Here is a 16,460-nt window from a genome sequence, read left to right on the forward strand (position 1 = left end):
CCGAGGCGGTCGCACCTCTTACCGCCGCCCTCCGGACCGGACGGCGACATCCCGACCCCGCCCGCGCGGGAGGGCCCCGCCCCTCGGACCGCGCGGCGAAATCACCGGGCAGCCCGGCCGACGGTCCCCGCTCCCCGCGCCGGACGGCGAGATCGCGGCTGCGGCCGCAGGCGAACCGCTCGGCGGAATCCCGCCCCTCGGCCGGACGGCGAACCGCAGGCGGGGCGCCCGGCCCCGAGCCGACGAAACCCGCGCCGTGATCGACCGCGGCCGAGCGGAGCGCTTCCTGCCGGGTCCTCCCTGTCGGGTCCGACAGGAGCCCGGGCCGGGGCCGACGCTCGGGATTTGGTCCGGGGCCGGGGCCGGCCGGTCCTGGCCGGGCCGGCAGGCGGCCCGGGCCCGGGTGTGGCCGGTGGGTCCCGGCCCGTGCTCCGTGTCGGCCCTACTCGAAGCGGGCTGCCAGGAGGGCCACGTCCTCCGTGCCGTCGGTGACGTCGAGGCCGTCCGGCAGCACCGTGCGCAGCACGTGGTCGGCGACGGCGCCGGGATCGTGGCGCGCCGCGCGCGGGACGCACGCCGCGGCCGCGTGCAGGCGGGCGAAGGCCCGGTCGACGGGATCGCCGGTGCGGTGCAGCAGCCCGTCGGTGTAGAGCAGCACCGTCTCGCCCGGCGCCACCTGGAACTCCACGCTCGGCGCCTCCCAGCAGGCGAGCATGCCCAGCGGCGCGGACACGGTCGTCTCGACGAACTCGGTGCGCCGCTCGCCGACCAGCAGGGGCGGGCTGTGCCCGGCGCCGGCCAGGGTGACCCGGCGCAGCGCGGGCTCGCAGTACGCGAACAGGGCGGTGGCGCAGCGGGCGGGTTCGGTCAGCCGCAGCAGCAGCTCCAGGTCCGAGAGGACGGCGACGGGGTCCTCGCCCTCCATGACCGCGTACGCCCGCAGGGACGCCCGCAGCCGCCCCATCGCGGCGACGGCGCCGGGCCCGGATCCGGTGACGGAGCCGACGGCGAGACCGAGCGCGGCGTCGGGCAGGGGCAGCGCGTCGTACCAGTCGCCGCCGCCGCGCGGGCCGGTGCGGTGCCGCGCGGTGAGCTGGACGCCGGGGATCCGGGGCAGCCGGGAGGGCAGCAGTTCCTCGTAGACCGTCGCCATGCACGCGCGCGTGCGCTCGCCCTCCAGCAGGCGGGCCAGGTGTTCGGTGGCGAAGCGGACGTAGAGGCCGGCGAGGTGGCGCTGCCGCTCGCCCGGCTCGGCGGGCTCGTCGTAGAGCCACACGGCCGCGCCGAGGCGGCCGGCGGGCTCGGTGGTCAGGGGCAGCGCGTAGCCGGCGGCGTAGCCGAGGCGGACGGCCACCTCGCGGTGACGGGCGTCGAGGCCCTCCTCGGCGAACAGGTCGGGGCACACGATCTCGGCCGCGCCGCCGGGCAGTCCGGCGGCGGTGTCCAGGAGCGCGCCGTAGGGCATGGCGCCGCGGGGCACGGTCTCGATGTGTCCGAGGTCGGCGCGGGCCAGGCCCAGGCCGACGGTGGTGTCGGGGCCGAGGCCGTCGTCGGGTTCCAGGACGACGAGTCCGCGCCGGGCGCCCACGAGGGCGGCGCCGGCGCGCAGCAGTTCCTTCAGGGCGGCGTCGAGCCTGTTCGTGCGGGCCAGCCGCTCGGTGAGCTCGTGCAGGGTCGTGAGGTCGGAGATCCAGCCCGCGAGCCGGTCCTGCAGCAGGGCGCCCGGCGGATGGGGGGCGTGCGGGCCGTCGTCGCCGGTCGCCGGGGCGGTGGCCGGGACCGTACCGGGAGCCGAGGGCGCGGGTGCGACAGTGTGTGCCGGTGCGGGGACCGTTGAATCGATTCCGGCCACTTTCGAGGGGTGAGGGGCGTTCATGGCGTCCGGCTTTCCGACCGGTGCGTACTGCTCAAAAGCATCGCGAACCCCCATGTCATTCTGCGCCGCCGGCAGTGTCTCCACATGTACACGCACTCGTGAGGGGATGTCCAGCATTGTCCTGCTGGGATTCCTGGTGTCAGAGAGCCCTGCCGGGTGTTCCTCCGGACCTCTTGCGCAACAACGAAGTTGGCTTGAAACTGCCTCGGGTAACGGCCTATTGCGGTCGACTGGGTTTGCTCCACAGAGCGTCACAGCGGTCGTGATGGGTACGTACTCGGAGAAGGCCGGGGGTGGTTGGCAGCCACCCGGAACCCGGCGACGGACCCGGGCGTCCTATCCACCGACGACCGTGCCCCATCCTCGCGTGACGGCGGCGGAGAGCAGAACGCACGACGACGAATCGCCAGGCTCCGCCACCCCACGCCACGCCCGTACTCCCGCACGTCGCGGTACGGACGGGGCTGCCATGGAAGCAGCCAGTGCTCGACCCATAGGGGTTTCCCGTGCCCGCAGGCAGGGGTGTGATGCGCCATCAGGTACGCACAGTGAAGTGATCGACACATGGTGTGATGTGACCACGGTGTTGCCAGCGGTGCAACGGAAAGGACGAGCGCTCATGCGCGAGATCCCCGGAAGGCGACGCAGGCTCCTGTCCCGGCGCGGTGACGGCGGGCCCGAGCCGATCGGAGCGGCGGCCCTGACCTTCGCGACCCGGTGGCAATGGCCGGTGGTGCCGGGCGTGGCGCCCGACCCACGCCGGCCGGGCCGGTGCGGCTGCCCCGACGCGGAGTGCACGGTGCCCGGCGCGCACCCCTTCGACCCGGGGCTCCTCGCCGCCACCACGGACGCCCGGATGGTGCGCTGGTGGTGGACCAACCGGCCGGCCGCGCCGATCGTCCTGGCGACCGGCGGCCAGGCGCCCTGCGCGGTGAGCCTGCCCGCCCTCGGCGCCGCCCGCGCGCTGGCCGCGCTCGACCGCGCCGGCATGCGGCTCGGCCCGGTCGTCGCCTCGCCCGCGCGCTGGTCGATCCTCGTGAAGCCGTACTCCATGGAGCAGCTCGGCGAACTGCTCTACGCCAAGGACTTCGTGCCCGGCTCGCTCCGCTTCCACGGCGAGGGCGGCTACCTCGCCCTGCCGCCCTCCGAGACCGGCGCCGGACTCATCCGCTGGGAGCGCGCGCCGCTGCCGGACTCCGCCGCGCCCTGGGTGCCCGACGTGGAGGCCGTGGTGGACGCCGTCGTGGACGCCCTCACTCGTACGGGTGTGAGCGCGCCCGAGTTGTAGGGGGCGTCGGGCGCGCGTGGACCCGAGCGCCCGTTCTGGTCGTTATCTTCCCTTTATGCTGCGTCAGCCCGAGGAAGACGGAAGCCGGTCGCCGCTGCGCGGCGGGCCCGACCCCCGACGAGTCCGACTGCTCGCCCTCGCGGGCGTCGTGGTGTGCGCCGCCGTGCTGCCGCCGGCCGTCGCGTCCGCGGACCTGGTGGACGACCGCGACGTCGTGGCCGCGGGCCGGGCGGACGATCGGGGCACGGCGACCGCGGGCCGGGCGGGCGGACAGGCCGCCACCGTGCCCGCGGGCCGGGCGGGCGGCCAGGGCGGTACGTCCGTGTGGTCCGCCGTGCGCTCCCTGCGAGGCGACGACGACCTGAAGGACGGCCGAGGCGGTCGGTCGCGCGAAGACGGTGATCTGCCCGGTGGCGATCCCTCGCACGGCGATCCGTCCCACGGTGACTCGTCGCGCGGCGACGGCAAGGTGCCCTCCGTCCGGCCGCACCGCGCCCCGCTGCTGCTCGGCGTGGGACTGGCCACCGCCGCCCGCTGCGGCCCGGAGGTCTCCTCGCCCGACGGCGTGGAGGCGCAGACCTGTGTGCTGAACCAGGGGGAGGAGACCTGGGCGCGCGCCTACTACCGCAACACGACCGGCGAGCCCCTGGACGCCGCGCTGACCCTGATGGGCCCCGGAGACCGCACCGTGCGGATCCGGTGCGCGCCGGAGGGCGACGACGAGCCGGAGACGTGCGAGACCCCTCGCGAGCACACCCTCGGAGCGCCGGCCGGCTACACGGCGGTCGCGGAGTTCGCCCGGCCGGGCGGACGTGGACCGCTGCTCCTGCGTGCGGGCAGCAATGCCCCCGCCGATGACGGCAGTTGACGATCGGTTGACGCGCGGCCGCGCTCGGTGAACTGTCGCGCGCATGGAAAGACCCGGTTGCTGGCGACGGGGGATGCACCAGCAACCGGGCTACTCGAACGGTAACAAGAGATCGGCGGTTCGCAAATTCGATCTCGCCTTTCCAGTCACCGGCCGGGAGGCCTTTCCGGACACCGACTCGCCTTTGTGCAGGGGGAGTTGTGGCGGAGCGGGCCATTCCGTGCGAAGGTGTCCGGCTGACCGACCAGTCAGCCGAACCCCTCGCCCGGTGGATCAGCTGAGCGTGACCTGCCGGTTGGTCAGGCCGCCGCGGGCCCGGCGCTCCTCCGCGGTCAGCGGGGCCTCGGCGGCCAGCGCCTCGGTGAGCCGCTCGGCGAACTCGGCGGCCGGCTTCTCCACCTCCTGGGCGCCGACCTCGCCGGGAAGGTCCCAGACCGGCACCGTCAGGCCGTGGGCCCGGAACGAGCCGACGAGGCGGGTGCCCTCGCCGAGGTTCGACCGGCCCGCCGCGTGCAGCCGGGCGAGCGCGTCCAGGAGGTGCTCCTCCGGGTACGGCATGACCCAGCGCAGGTGGTTCTTCTCCGGCGTCCGGCACCAGTAGGCCGCGTCGACGCCCTGCAGGCGCACGGTCGGGATGGCCGCGGAGTTGGCGCGCTCCAGGGAGGCGGTGACCTCCGGCGTCGCGTTCTCCGCGTCCGGGACCCAGAACTCGAAGCCCTCGTGCACCACCGGCTCGAACGGCGCGTCGAGGTCGAGCAGGTCCTGCAGCCGCGGGCCCTCGGCGGGGGCGCGACGGCCCTGCACCGGGGTGCCGGGCTCGGCCGTCAGGGCGCGCTGGAGGGTGTCGGCGAGGTCCCGGCTGATGTCACCGGACGCCGTGTCGTTCTGCAGGCCGATCAGCACCGAACCGTCGTCGCGGCGCAGCGCGGGCCAGGCCATCGGCAGCACCGTGGCGAGCGTGACCGACCCGACGCCCTCGGGCAGGCCCTCGCGCAGGGTCAGGGGCACCGTGGCGGCGGGGACCAGCTCGCGCAGCGCCACCCAGTCGCACTCACCGGGCAGCCCTTCGAACGGCCGCTGCACCAGCTCGGTCACCGCGTGCGCGGCGGCCCGGCCGTGACAGGCCTTGTAGCGCCGTCCGCTGCCACAGGGGCACGGCTCGCGGGCGCCGACCACCGGGATCTCTCCGTCGGTGAGCTGCGGGCGCTTGGCCCCCGTCTGGGGTCGCTTCTTGGCCATCTGGGTGTCTCCCGGTTACGGCTCGTCTCGTACGGGCGGGAGCCTAGTCGTTCAGGTCGTCAACGACGGGGAGCCTGTGGACAACTCGGGGAATGTGGACACGCAAGTCGCGTGGGGCGGGAGGGAGCTCGGGGCGGACATGGGGCTGAAGGAACGGCGCGAGCGGGGCGCGTCCGCCCGGCGGCCGCCGCCCGACGGCTCCGTACGCCGCGCGCAGGACACGCGCGGACGTGTGCCGAGGGCGACGCCGGGAGCGGCGTACGGCGGACCGGGGACGGGAGCCCCTGCCGCGGGCGCGCCGACGGACAAGCGCCCGCCTCGCTCCCCGCCCCTGCCTGCTCCCTCTGAGCTCCTCGCTGCTCCCTCTGAGCTCCGCGTCAGCCGAGATCGTCGAAGGCGTCCGCGAAGTCCAGTCCGGGGATGGCCGTCACCGGCGGGGCGGTGATCCGGGTGGCGAAGTCGTCGCGGCGATGGCCGGCGTCCGGGTCGTGCACGTCCTCGTGGACGACCACCCACACGGTGACCTCGCCATTGACGCCGTCCCGCACCCCCCAGTCGTCGCTGAGCGCGGAGATGATGTTCAGCCCGCGTCCGCCGTGCGCGGTGACCGAGGGGGTGGCCGGGGCGGGGCGGGTCGGGCCGCCGCCGTCCGTCACCTCGACGACCAGCCGGCCGCACGCGTCCACGCGCCACGCGGCCCGCACGTCGCCGTCCCCGGCGAGCGCGCCGTCCAGTGGCCGGCCGTGCTTGCAGGCGTTGCTCAAAAGTTCGGAAAGGATCAGTACGGCGTCGTCGATGACCGATTCCGCCACGCCACCGCCGCGCAACTGACGGCGCATGCGCTGTCTTGCTTCCCCCACGCCCGCAGGGCCATGGGGTACGGCCATGCTCGACGACGTGGGCACCTCCTGTGCCACCACCAACGCCACCCCCGAGACCTCCTTCGCCCCACGCCACGGTGTGGATGCCCCATCGGCCTGAACCGGAAACCGGCCGTCGCGCGCCCGCGGACGCACTGGTGGCGATCGAACACGCACCGAACGCGCCGGAGCACTCCCTGTCATCACATGGCGTGATTTCATCGGTGTGGCCGGAAAGGGAGCTTGGTGCAGCGGGTCGCCCCGGTCAAGGTCCGCGACGGATCGGTGACGTATCAGCGGCCGAGCTGTTGCAGCACCGCGCGTGGACGGTTGGTGATGATGGCGTCGACGCCCAGCTCGACGCAGAGGTCGACGTCCTCCGGCTCGTTCACCGTCCACACGTGCACCTGGTGCCCGGCCTGCTTCAGCCGCTCGACGTACGCCGGGTGGCCGCGCACGATCCGCAGGGAGGGGCCCGCGATCCGCACCCCCGCCGGCAGGCGCCCGTCGCGCAGCCGGGGCGACACGAACTGCATCAGGTAGACGGTCGGCAGCGTCGGGGAGGCGGCGCGCACCCGGTGCAGCGAGCGCGCCGAGAAGCTCATCACGCGGACCGGCGACTCGGCGGCCGAGGCCGGGGCGTCCATGCCGAACCGCTTCAGGAGCTCCAGCAGCCGTTCCTCGACCTGTCCGGCCCATCGCGTGGGATGTTTGGTCTCGATCGCCAGTTCCACCCGCCGGCCGGCGTCGGCGACGAGTTCGAGCAGTCGCTCCAGGGTGAGGACGGAGGTGTCCTCGGGGTCCTCGGGGCGAACCTCCCAGTCGGGCTCCTCGTCCCGGCCCCGCCACGAGGCCCGGGTCCGCAGGGCGCCGAAGTCCAGCGCGGCGAGGTCGGCGAGCTCGAGCGCCGACACCGCGCCGCGGCCGTTGGACGTACGGTTGACGCGGCGGTCGTGCACGCAGACGAGATGGCCGTCGGCGGTGAGGCGTACGTCGCACTCGAGTGCGTCCGCGCCGTCCTCGATCGCTTTGCGGTAGGCGGCCAGCGTGTGCTCCGGGGCGGCCTCGGAGGCTCCGCGGTGGGCGACGACCTGGGGGTGATGCTGCCGTGCGTGGGTCACCGCGTCATGGTGCCACCGTCGCGGGGCAGGCGTGACGGCGAACGGGTGCCGATGAGGTGTCCGTTACATGTGAGATGACCTATATAAGGAACAGGGACGGACCCACAGCCACGGCTTATGGTGCTCTGACGGCCTGTGGGAAAAACTGACTGCATACACATGTACCTGCACAGCTGGAGCCCGCCGGGTCGTCCGCAGGCATGAGCGAGTGACCCAGTGCGACCGACAACAACAGCCGTGGATCGAGGAGAAGAGCTGTGAGCACCGAGAACGAGGGCAACGAGGTACCCCCGGCCCCGTCCGCGCCTCCCGTGCCGGTGGAACCTTCCGCAGCTTCCCCGCAGCCGTCCGCCCCGCAGGGCGGCGCCCCCACCCCGCCGCCGCCCAGCGTGCCCCCGCACGTGCCGGCCGCCGCCCCGGCCGCCCCCGGCGGTCCCGCCGCCGCCCCGGACTCCTCCGGCTACGGCAGCTCGCCCGCCGACGGCTCCTGGCCGCCCCCGCCCCCCGCCACCCCCGCCTACGCGGACCGCGGCGCGGGTGAGGGGTACGGCGCGGGCTCCAGCGAGGGGTACGGCGCGGGCTCCGGTGAGGGGTACGGCGCGGGCTCCGGTGAGGGTCACGGCCAAGGGCCCGGCTGGGGCGCCGGATGGGGATCGGCCCCGCAGCCCGGCCCCGAGCCGAAGCCCCGCGGCCGGCGCGGCGGCCTGGTCGCCGCGGTGCTGGTGGCCGCGCTGGTCGCCGGCGGTCTGGGCGGCGGCCTCGGCTACACCCTGGCGAAGCACGACGACACCAGCGGTTCCACCACGGTCTCCGCCTCCGACACCGGCGCCGCGCAGGTCAAGCGCGACCCGAACTCGATCGCGGGCGTGGCCGCCAAGGCGCTGCCGAGCACCGTCACCATCGAGGCCGAGAGCACCAACGGCCAGGGCGGCACCGGAACCGGCTTCGTGTTCGACACCCAGGGCCACATCGTCACCAACAACCACGTGGTGGCCGACGCCGTCGACGGCGGCAAGCTCACCGCCACGTTCCCCAGCGGCAAGAAGTACGACGCCGAGGTCGTCGGCCACGCACAGGGCTACGACGTCGCCGTGATCAAGCTCAAGAACGCCCCGTCGGACCTCAAGCCGCTCGCCCTCGGCAACTCCGACCAGGTGGCCGTCGGCGACGAGACGATCGCCATCGGCGCGCCCTTCGGTCTGTCGAACACGGTGACGACCGGCATCATCAGCGCGAAGAACCGTCCCGTCGCCTCCAGCGACGGCAGCTCGGACAGCAAGGCCTCCTACATGAGCGCCCTGCAGACGGACGCCTCCATCAACCCGGGCAACTCCGGCGGTCCGCTGCTGGACGCGCGCGGCGCGGTCATCGGCATCAACTCCGCGATCCAGTCCTCCAGCAGCGGCGGTCTGGGCAGCTCCGGCCAGTCCGGTTCGATCGGCCTGGGCTTCGCCATCCCGATCAACCAGGCCAAGTACGTCGCCCAGCAGCTGATCAAGACCGGCAAGCCGGTCTACGCGAAGATCGGCGCCTCGGTCTCCCTGGAGAACGGTTCGAGCGGCGCGACGATCACCGACCAGGGCGTCGGCGGGGCGCAGTCGGTGGAGCCGGGCGGCCCGGCCGCCAAGGCCGGCCTCAAGTCCGGCGACGTCATCACCCGGCTCGATGACACGGTGATCGACTCCGGTCCCACCCTCATCGGTGAGATCTGGACCCACAAGCCGGGCGACAAGGTCGCGATCACCTACAAGCGCGGCGGCAAGGAGCACACCACCACCGTCACGCTCGGCTCCCGCGTGGGCGACAACTGACCGCCCCCACCACCGGCGGACCCGTTACTCTTGTCCCCGCGCCGCCGATCACGTCCGGCGCGGGGTGGGTTGCCCGAGCGGCCTAAGGGAACGGTCTTGAAAACCGTCGTGGCGAGAGTCACCGTGGGTTCAAATCCCACACCCACCGCTTGATGAGGCGGCCCCTGACCAGAGATCGGGTCAGGGGCCGCCTTGTTGTGCGCCTCACGTGCGCGTCCGCTGCTTTCCGTCGGTAGGGCCTCTCGTTTGGATCATGCCGAGCTCGCGGGCCCTGGCACCGCGCTCCCCCGAGCTCTTCGAGCAGGGGGCACCCATGCCGCGTTGTCGTCGGTTGCCATGGCTCCGCCATGACGCCCTACTCCGCCTTGCGACGTTCCCCCACTGCCTGAACGGCGTGGGAGGGGCCCCCACCACCAGACCCCGCTCCCTGACCCGGCCTGATCCAAACGAAAGACCCTAGGCGGGCTGGTCAGGGTGCCGCCCGCGGTTTCACGGGTGGTGGCCCGTCCTGCGGGCGGCCGAGGCGATGGTCGCGCGGGCCTCGCGTTCGGTGAGGCCGGTGGTCGTGGCCGCGGCGGTGAGCGGGGCCACGAGATCGGGGCCGATGCCGCTCTCGTAGGCGCGGCAGGCGGCCCAGAACAGGCGGGCGTTGCGCTGCCCCTCGTGCGCGCCGAGGACGAACCGCACCAGGCCCCCGCCGGACCGGTCCCCGGCCGGATGCGCGGGGTGGCCGGAGGGGTGGGGAGGCGGCAGGAGCAGGCGCAGCAGGGCCGGCGGACAGGGCGCGGGCGCCAGGTGCGCGGTGCCGGGGGCGACGGCGTAGGCGCCGTGTTCGGTGCGGGAGCCGGGACCGACCAGGTAGCCGCCCGCGCCCCGGATGTCGATGCCGGGCGCCAGGCGGCCCGCGGAGTTCGGGACGACGACGTCCGCCGGCCCGCTCAGCCACAGGTGCCGGCCGCCGCTGGGGGTCAGGACGACCACGGTGGCGGGGAGGGCGAACAGGTGCCGCCGGGCCAGTTCGCGCAGGGCCGCCGGGGCGTCGGTACCGGTCTTGGTGTCGAGGTCGACGCCGATCAGGTGGTACGGGGGCAGCCCGCAGGCGATGCCGTAGCCGGTGGCCCGGGGCGCGGCCGCGAACAGCGCGCGGACGCGTGCCGGGTCGGCGGAGGCGTCGTGGACGCCGTGGCCGAAGTGGCCGCACTCGCCGTGACAGGGCGGCCGGCCCGGGTCGGGGTCGTCGCGGTGGGGCGAGCGCAGGGCCGGGAGTTTCGTCCGGGACAGGGGGATCACGGCCAGGCCGCGTTCCGCGGCGGACAGGGCGTGCGCGAGGGCCAGCGTCGTGGCCTGCCGGTCGATGGTGGCCATGTACTGATGGTCGTACGTCTGTTCGAAAAAGGGAAGAGGAGGTGAGGCGGCACGCCCGGGGAGAGGAGGAACGGGCCGTTTCGCGCGGGACTCCGGCGGGCTCGGCGCGGCTCGCCGCAGGGACGTTTCGGCTCATGCGGCGCCAGGGCGGACGGGGGCGTCGCGCGTGCGCGGGTGGGCTCGTCGTGCGGGCTTCGGCGGTGGGAAACGTCGCGAAAGGGGTTTATCAACCTGTCCTCACGCTTGCGTGGGAATCGGGGTCTTGGGGGTGGTACGCCGGGGACCGGTGGGCAACTCTGATCCCGCGACGTCGTCACAGAGCGCCGGGGCGGTCGGCCGAACGCCCCGGAGGAAGCCGTACTTCGGGAAGCCCGGAGCCGTCTCGCGCGGCTCCGCGGCTCACGTACGGCCGGTAAGGCAGCCGGTCGTGTCACCTCTTACTGGAGGAGCAATATGACAAGCATCCGTACCGTCCGCGTCCTCGCCGCCGTCACCGCGATCCCTCTCGCCGCCGCCCTCTTCACCGGCGTCGCGGCAGCGGACGACGGCGCCCTCGCGGGCAACGGATCGAATGCGGGGGCCGCGAGCGTCGCCGGCAGCGGTGTCGGCCACGACAACAGGGGCAATTCGTCCACCTCGCAGCAGCAGGCGGTCGGCACCGGCGCCTCGAACCAGAGCAACTCCGCCCAGGTCAACGGCTCGGCGCTCACCGGCATCCAGCAGGGCAACAGGAACCTCGCCGTCAACTTCACCCCCCTGTGGTGAGTCGGGGCGGGCCGGTGCGCGTCGTGGGGAACCGCCGGCCCTGAGTCTCCTGCGGGTGTGCTTGTGGGGGCGCATCACACGTTCGCGCGGCGGTGCTTCGGCGCCGCCGCGCGGCGTTCGCGGTGACGTCACCCAGGGGGGGAACCCGCAGTACCCCGCCGCTCCTCGTCCACCTTCAGGAGGTGCGGTCAGCCCCACCCCTACAACCTGAGGGGGACGTCGCTTCAGGACCTCCGGGCGATCCGCCGCGGGGGGCGCCGCTCCTAGCGTGGAGCCATGACCACACCCGTCTGCGCCGGCGCGTCGACCGCAGCCGTACCGGCGACGCCCAGCCCGGCGTATCCGTCGTTCGCCTCGTACATGCGGGCCCGTCAGCCGATGCTGCTGCGCACCGCCCGGTCGCTGACCGCGAACCCGAGCGACGCGGAGGACCTGCTGCAGACCGCGCTCACCAAGACGTACGTCGCGTGGGAGCGGATCGAGGACCACCGGGCGCTCGACGGCTACGTCCGCCGCGCACTGCTGAACACGCGTACGTCGCAGTGGCGCAAGCGCAAGGTCGACGAGTTCGCCTGCGACGAGCTGCCCGAACCGGAGCCCGTGCCCGGCGCCGCCGACCCGGCGGAGCAGCAGGCGCTGCGCGACGCCATGTGGCGGGCGATCGCGAAGCTGCCCACCCGGCAGCGGGCGATGGTCGTCCTCAGGTATTACGAGGACCTCTCCGAGGTGCAGACGGCCGAGGTGCTCGGCGTGTCCGTGGGCACGGTGAAGTCGGCGGTGTCGCGGGCGCTCGGCAAGCTGCGTGAGGACCCTGAGCTGGCACGGGCACGCTGAGGGCGAGCCCCCTTCCTTCGGCTCCTGATCCTCCGGCTCCTGGTCCTGCTCCTGTGGGCTCCTGATCCTCCGGCTTCTGGTCCTCTGCGGGCTCCTGAACCTCCAGGCCTGCTCCTGTGGGCTCCTGATTGCTCCTGCGGGTTCCTGATCCTCCGGGCCTGAACGGCCCCGACCCGCTTCTACTGGCTCCGTTCGACCTCTACCGACTTCGGCCAGTTTCGACCGGTTTCGGCAGGCTCCGATCGAATTCGAGAGGCCGGACCCGCCCCGGGCGGCTGCAACAGGTCCCCGAGCGGTCAGAGCGATCCACGCGGCCCGGCCGGCCCGAGCGACTCCGGTCGCCCCCCCCGCGGACGACGCCGCCCCCGCCGCCGCCCCCGCGGTCGGCCCCACCCCCTGGCGCTCCTGCGGTCGGCTCCGCCCCGCCCTCACGCGACCGCGACCGGCCCGCCCCGACGCGCACGGCGCGTCCGCCGCCTCTCACCGCACTCCCCGCCGAAGACCGATGTGGGCAATGGCGCGGTGATCGATCACCCGGGCCTAGTGACATACCGCTCGGTATGTGCGCAGAATCAGCGCACCCCCTACCACCGCGTAGGCAACGCCGCCTCGGGAGGACGCCGCCGTGCTGAGCACCATGCAGGACGTACCGCTGACCGTCACCCGCATCCTCCTCCACGGAGTGCGGGTGCACGGACGGTCCCAGATCACCACCTGGACCGGGGAGGGGGAGCCGCAGCGCCGCAGCTTCGCCGAGGCGGGCGCCCGCGCGGTACAGCTCGCGAACGCCCTCCGCGACGAACTCGGCGTCCGGGACGACGACCGGGTCGCGACCCTGATGTGGAACAACGCCGAGCACGTCGAGGCGTACTTCGCCGTCCCCGCCATGGGCGCGGTGCTGCACACGCTCAACCTGCGCCTGGCCGCCGAGCAGCTGGCCTGGATCGTCAACCACGCCGCCGACCGCGTGATCATCGTCAACGGCTCCCTGATCCCCCTGCTCGCCCCGTTGCTGCCGCACCTGAGGACGGTCGAGCACATCGTCGTGACGGGCCCCGGCGACCGCACCCCGCTCGACGGCTCCTCCGCACGCGTGCACGAGTACGAGGACCTGATCGCGGACCGGCCGACCACCTACGACTGGCCCGAGCTGGACGAACGCCAGGCCGCCGCCATGTGCTACACCTCCGGCACCACCGGCGACCCCAAGGGCGTCGTCTACAGCCACCGTTCGATCTACCTGCACTCCATGCAGGTCAACATGACGCAGTCGATGGGCCTGACCGACCAGGACACCACCCTCGTCGTCGTGCCCCAGTTCCACGTCAACGCCTGGGGCCTGCCGCACGCCACCTTCATGACCGGCGTCAACATGCTGATGCCGGACCGCTTCCTGCAGCCCGCGCCGCTCGCCGCGATGATCGAGGGCGAGCGCCCGACGCACGCCGCCGCCGTGCCCACCATCTGGCAGGGTCTGCTCGCCGAGCTGACCGCCCGTCCCCGCGACGTCTCCTCCCTCACCCAGGTCACCATCGGCGGCTCGGCCTGTCCGCCCTCCCTCATGCAGGCGTTCGACAAGCTCGGCATGCGGGTCTGTCACGCCTGGGGCATGACGGAGACCTCCCCGCTCGGCACGGTGGCCCGCCCGCCGGCCCACGCGGCCGGTACCGACGAGGAGTTCGGCTACCGCCTCACCCAGGGCCGCTTCCCGGCCGGCGTCGAGGCCCGTCTGACCGGCCCCGGCGGCGAACGCCTCCCCTGGGACGGCGGGTCCGCCGGCGAGCTCGAGGTCCGCGGCCCGTGGATCGCCGGCGCCTACTACAACGGCCCCGACGCCGAACCGCTGCGCCCCGCCGACAAGTTCAGCGAGGACGGCTGGCTGAAGACGGGCGACGTCGGCACCATCAGCCCGGACGGCTTCCTCACCCTCACCGACCGCGCCAAGGACGTCATCAAGTCCGGCGGCGAGTGGATCTCCTCGGTCGACCTGGAGAACGCCCTGATGTCCCACCCGGACGTCGCCGAGGCCGCCGTCGTCGCCGTCCCCGACGACAAGTGGGGCGAGCGCCCGTTGGCCACCGTCGTCCTCAAGGAGGGCGCCGGCGTGGGCTTCGAGGCGCTGCGCGACTTCCTCGCCGAGGAGGGCAGGATCGCCAAGTGGCAGCTCCCCGAGCGCTGGACGATCATCGAGTCGGTGCCGAAGACCAGCGTCGGCAAGTTCGACAAGAAGGTCCTGCGCAGGCAGTACGCGGAGGGCGAGCTGGACGTCACCGAGTTCTGAGACGGGGGCGGTGACGGCCGCACCCCGAGTACGCCGAGTACGCCCAGCCGGTCGAGTACACCGAGCAGGTCGAGTACACCGAGCAGGTCGCAGGCGGTGGTGCCCCCGCCCGCGCGGGCATCACCGCCGTACGGCCGTCGCCGTCCAGCCCAGCACCAGCCACACCGCCGCCACCGCGCACACCCCGGACCAGCCCCAGTGGGCGAAGGCGGGGGCCGCGACCGAGGAGGCGAGGGCCGCGCCCGCGAAGCCGGAGACGACGTAGGCGGTGTTGGCGGTCGCGGGGGTGGAGGTGGTCGTCAGGGCCAGGGTCTGGTTGGCGACGTGGGAGGCCACCAGGGCCGCGTGGATCGCGATCGCGGCCACGAACAGCGCCGCCATCGCCTGCCCGCCCAGCCAGAACAGCGGCACGGACACGGCGGCCAGCACGTACGCGGACCGTACGACCTTGGCCGCGCCGAACCGGTCGACCAGACCGCCGGCCAGCGGGGCCACCGCACTGGCGGCCAGCCCGAAGAGGCCGAACAGACCGGCCGTCGCGGTCGACAGCCCGTAGGGCCGGCCGGTCAGCAGCAGCGCGAGCGAGGTCCACAGCGCGCTCCAGGCGCCGAACATGCCGGCCTGCCGCAGGCACGCCCGCCACAGGTCGGGCGACCGCCGGACGAGTCCGGGCAGCGCGGTGACGCCGGACAGCAGCGGACCGGTGCCGCGGCGGCGTTCCGCGGGAAGGGCGGACGCCGTCGCCAGCCCGAGCACGAGGGTCAGCGCCGCCGCGCCCACGAACACCCAGCGCCAGCCGAACGCCTGCCCGACCAGCGCGCCGAGCACCCGGGCGGCGACGATGCCGGTGAACAGGCCGGCTATCACGGCGGCCACGTGCCGCGCGCGGCGGTCGGCGGGGGCGCGCTCGGCGACCATCGGGACGAGCAGCTGCGGCACCACCGTCGCGGCGGAGGCGACGAACACCGCCGCCGCGAGAGCGGCCGTGCCGGGCGCCGCCGCGGCCACGACGAGCGCCGCCGTCGTCGCCAGGGACAGTGCCGCCACCAGCGGGCGCCGGTTCACCCGGTCGCCGAGCGGGGCGAAGAACAGCAGGCCTGCCGCGTATCCGAACTGCGCCACCGAGGCGATCCAGGCCACCGCGGAGGGCACCGTGCCGAAGTCCCGGGCGATGAGCGGGAGCAGCGGGGCAGCGAGGTAGATGTTGCCGGCGGTGACCGCCGTGCACAGGGCGATGAGGGCCAGGAAGGCGGTGGGGCCGAGGCTCGGTCCGGGGCCGGGGACAGCCTTGGCGCCGGCACCGGTGCCGGCGGTCGGAGCCGTGGTGGCGGCCGCGGCGGTGGAGGTGGTCGTGGTGGTGGGGGCGGGTGACGACGGCATGGGCTGTGGGCCTCCGATGCGGACGTGCGGGTCGTATTACAACCAACTGGTTGGTTGGAACGTGGAACAGTCTGCGGCGGCGGCGGATTCCCTGTCAACCAAATAGTTGGTTGCTTACGGCGTTACCCTGTCCCCATGGCAGCAAGAGACCCAGAGGCCACCAAGGCCCGGATCTTCGCGGCGGCGGTCGCCGAGTTCGCCCGGCACGGCATCGCGGGCGCCCGCATCGACCGCATCGCGAGCGAGGCCAAGGCCAACAAGCAGCTGATCTACGCCTACTTCGGCAACAAGGACCAGCTGTTCTCCCAGGTGCTGGGCCGCTCGATGGTCGATCTCGCGGCGGCGGTACCGGTCGACGCCGACGACATCGAGGGCTGGATCGACCGTCTGCTGGACTACCACGCGGCCCACCCCGAGTTCCTGCGCCTGCTGTTCTGGGAGGGCATCGAGTACGGCACCGCCGAACTGCCCGACGAGGCCGAGCGCCAGGACCACTACGCCCGCAAGGTCGCCGCGATCCAGGACGGCCAGGACCGGGGCGTGATCACCGACGCGATCCCCGCCCGGGACCTGATGTTCCTGCTGATCGCGCTGGCCAACTGGGCGGTCGCCGTGCCCCAGATCCAGCGCATCCTGGTCGGCGCCGAGGGCGCCGACCGGCAGCGGCTGCGGGCGTCCATCAAGGAGGCGGCCCGCAGGCTCGTGGCGAAGTAGCGCCCGCGCGGGCGGGGACGGACGGCCCGACGAAGGGTCGACCGCAATGCCGACCGGC

At 73.6% G+C, this 16,460-nt stretch carries 13 protein-coding genes and 1 tRNA gene; 8 read left to right on the forward strand and 6 right to left on the reverse strand.

Annotation, left to right across the window (positions count from 1 at the left end; genetic code table 11):
- Window positions 1-442: 442 nt before the first annotated feature.
- Window positions 443-1,993 carry a PP2C family protein-serine/threonine phosphatase gene (locus ACH5A8_RS11700; protein ID WP_399000584.1) on the reverse strand — a complete coding sequence of 517 codons (1,551 nt, stop codon included), beginning with the start codon at window positions 1,991-1,993 and terminating at the stop codon, window positions 443-445.
- A gap of 502 nt (window positions 1,994-2,495) precedes the next feature.
- Here ACH5A8_RS11700 and ACH5A8_RS11705 point away from each other — a divergent pair.
- Complete coding sequence (locus ACH5A8_RS11705) at window positions 2,496-3,164, forward strand: bifunctional DNA primase/polymerase (protein ID WP_399000586.1); 669 nt, start codon at window positions 2,496-2,498, stop codon at window positions 3,162-3,164.
- Window positions 3,165-3,219: 55 nt separating this feature from the next.
- Window positions 3,220-4,032, forward strand: a complete 813-nt coding sequence (locus tag ACH5A8_RS11710; protein WP_399000588.1) for a hypothetical protein — start codon at window positions 3,220-3,222, stop codon at window positions 4,030-4,032.
- A gap of 273 nt (window positions 4,033-4,305) precedes the next feature.
- Here ACH5A8_RS11710 and ACH5A8_RS11715 read toward each other — a convergent pair whose 3' ends face one another.
- The 3 genes from ACH5A8_RS11715 to ACH5A8_RS11725 form a co-directional block, all read right to left on the reverse strand.
- Window positions 4,306-5,271 carry a DUF5926 family protein gene (locus tag ACH5A8_RS11715; RefSeq protein WP_399000590.1) on the reverse strand — a complete coding sequence of 322 codons (966 nt, stop codon included), beginning with the start codon at window positions 5,269-5,271 and terminating at the stop codon, window positions 4,306-4,308.
- A gap of 377 nt (window positions 5,272-5,648) precedes the next feature.
- The gene (locus ACH5A8_RS11720; RefSeq protein WP_399000592.1) at window positions 5,649-6,200 is read right to left on the reverse strand and encodes an ATP-binding protein; all 552 of its coding nucleotides are present in this window, start codon (window positions 6,198-6,200) and stop codon (window positions 5,649-5,651) included.
- A gap of 224 nt (window positions 6,201-6,424) precedes the next feature.
- The gene (locus tag ACH5A8_RS11725; RefSeq protein WP_399000594.1) at window positions 6,425-7,252 is read right to left on the reverse strand and encodes a glycerophosphodiester phosphodiesterase; all 828 of its coding nucleotides are present in this window, start codon (window positions 7,250-7,252) and stop codon (window positions 6,425-6,427) included.
- A 257-nt stretch (window positions 7,253-7,509) separates the two neighbouring features.
- Between ACH5A8_RS11725 and ACH5A8_RS11730 the strand changes: the two genes are divergently transcribed.
- Together ACH5A8_RS11730 and ACH5A8_RS11735 are read left to right on the forward strand one after the other, a co-directional pair.
- Window positions 7,510-9,063 (forward strand): S1C family serine protease, encoded by a 1,554-nt coding sequence (locus tag ACH5A8_RS11730; RefSeq protein WP_399000596.1) that lies wholly within the window; start codon window positions 7,510-7,512, stop codon window positions 9,061-9,063.
- A gap of 63 nt (window positions 9,064-9,126) precedes the next feature.
- Window positions 9,127-9,211: transfer RNA gene (locus ACH5A8_RS11735), tRNA-Ser, on the forward strand.
- 341 nt (window positions 9,212-9,552) lie between these two features.
- Here ACH5A8_RS11735 and ACH5A8_RS11740 read toward each other — a convergent pair.
- Entirely contained in the window at window positions 9,553-10,428 is an 876-nt protein-coding gene (locus ACH5A8_RS11740; protein ID WP_399000598.1) for a bifunctional DNA primase/polymerase, read from the reverse strand.
- A 453-nt stretch (window positions 10,429-10,881) separates the two neighbouring features.
- Here ACH5A8_RS11740 and ACH5A8_RS11745 point away from each other — a divergent pair, with 453 nt between their 5' ends.
- From ACH5A8_RS11745 to ACH5A8_RS11755, 3 genes are all read left to right on the forward strand, one after another.
- A complete protein-coding gene (locus ACH5A8_RS11745) occupies window positions 10,882-11,193 on the forward strand; it encodes a hypothetical protein (RefSeq protein ID WP_399000600.1) in 312 nt (103 codons plus the stop codon).
- 276 nt (window positions 11,194-11,469) lie between these two features.
- Window positions 11,470-12,027 carry a SigE family RNA polymerase sigma factor gene (locus ACH5A8_RS11750; protein ID WP_399000602.1) on the forward strand — a complete coding sequence of 186 codons (558 nt, stop codon included), beginning with the start codon at window positions 11,470-11,472 and terminating at the stop codon, window positions 12,025-12,027.
- Between the two features lie 637 nt (window positions 12,028-12,664).
- Window positions 12,665-14,308: a long-chain fatty acid--CoA ligase gene (locus tag ACH5A8_RS11755; protein WP_399000678.1), complete on the forward strand. Its 1,644-nt coding sequence runs from the start codon at window positions 12,665-12,667 to the stop codon at window positions 14,306-14,308.
- Between the two features lie 120 nt (window positions 14,309-14,428).
- On the opposite strand, the gene ACH5A8_RS11760 is transcribed toward ACH5A8_RS11755, so the two are convergent.
- On the reverse strand, window positions 14,429-15,688 hold the full coding sequence (locus ACH5A8_RS11760; protein ID WP_399000604.1) for an MFS transporter: 1,260 nt from the start codon (window positions 15,686-15,688) through the stop codon (window positions 14,429-14,431).
- 135 nt (window positions 15,689-15,823) lie between these two features.
- Between ACH5A8_RS11760 and ACH5A8_RS11765 the strand changes: the two genes are divergently transcribed.
- Window positions 15,824-16,402, forward strand: coding sequence for a TetR family transcriptional regulator (locus ACH5A8_RS11765; protein ID WP_399000606.1), 579 nt, complete (start codon window positions 15,824-15,826; stop codon window positions 16,400-16,402).
- The last annotated feature ends 58 nt before the right edge of the window (window positions 16,403-16,460 follow it).

The organism is Streptomyces sp. NPDC018610 (assembly GCF_044391765.1).
GTDB lineage: Bacteria > Actinomycetota > Actinomycetes > Streptomycetales > Streptomycetaceae > Streptomyces.

Coding starts and splice junctions, on each gene's coding strand:
- ACH5A8_RS11750 (WP_399000602.1), top strand. CDS start 11,470: ATGACCACACCCGTCTGCGCCGGCGCGTCGACCGCAGCCGTACCGGCG.
- ACH5A8_RS11715 (WP_399000590.1), bottom strand. CDS start 5,271: ATGGCCAAGAAGCGACCCCAGACGGGGGCCAAGCGCCCGCAGCTCACC.
- ACH5A8_RS11765 (WP_399000606.1), top strand. CDS start 15,824: ATGGCAGCAAGAGACCCAGAGGCCACCAAGGCCCGGATCTTCGCGGCG.
- ACH5A8_RS11760 (WP_399000604.1), bottom strand. CDS start 15,688: ATGCCGTCGTCACCCGCCCCCACCACCACGACCACCTCCACCGCCGCG.
- ACH5A8_RS11710 (WP_399000588.1), top strand. CDS start 3,220: ATGCTGCGTCAGCCCGAGGAAGACGGAAGCCGGTCGCCGCTGCGCGGC.
- ACH5A8_RS11745 (WP_399000600.1), top strand. CDS start 10,882: ATGACAAGCATCCGTACCGTCCGCGTCCTCGCCGCCGTCACCGCGATC.
- ACH5A8_RS11740 (WP_399000598.1), bottom strand. CDS start 10,428: ATGGCCACCATCGACCGGCAGGCCACGACGCTGGCCCTCGCGCACGCC.
- ACH5A8_RS11700 (WP_399000584.1), bottom strand. CDS start 1,993: ATGCTGGACATCCCCTCACGAGTGCGTGTACATGTGGAGACACTGCCG.
- ACH5A8_RS11755 (WP_399000678.1), top strand. CDS start 12,665: ATGCAGGACGTACCGCTGACCGTCACCCGCATCCTCCTCCACGGAGTG.
- ACH5A8_RS11705 (WP_399000586.1), top strand. CDS start 2,496: ATGCGCGAGATCCCCGGAAGGCGACGCAGGCTCCTGTCCCGGCGCGGT.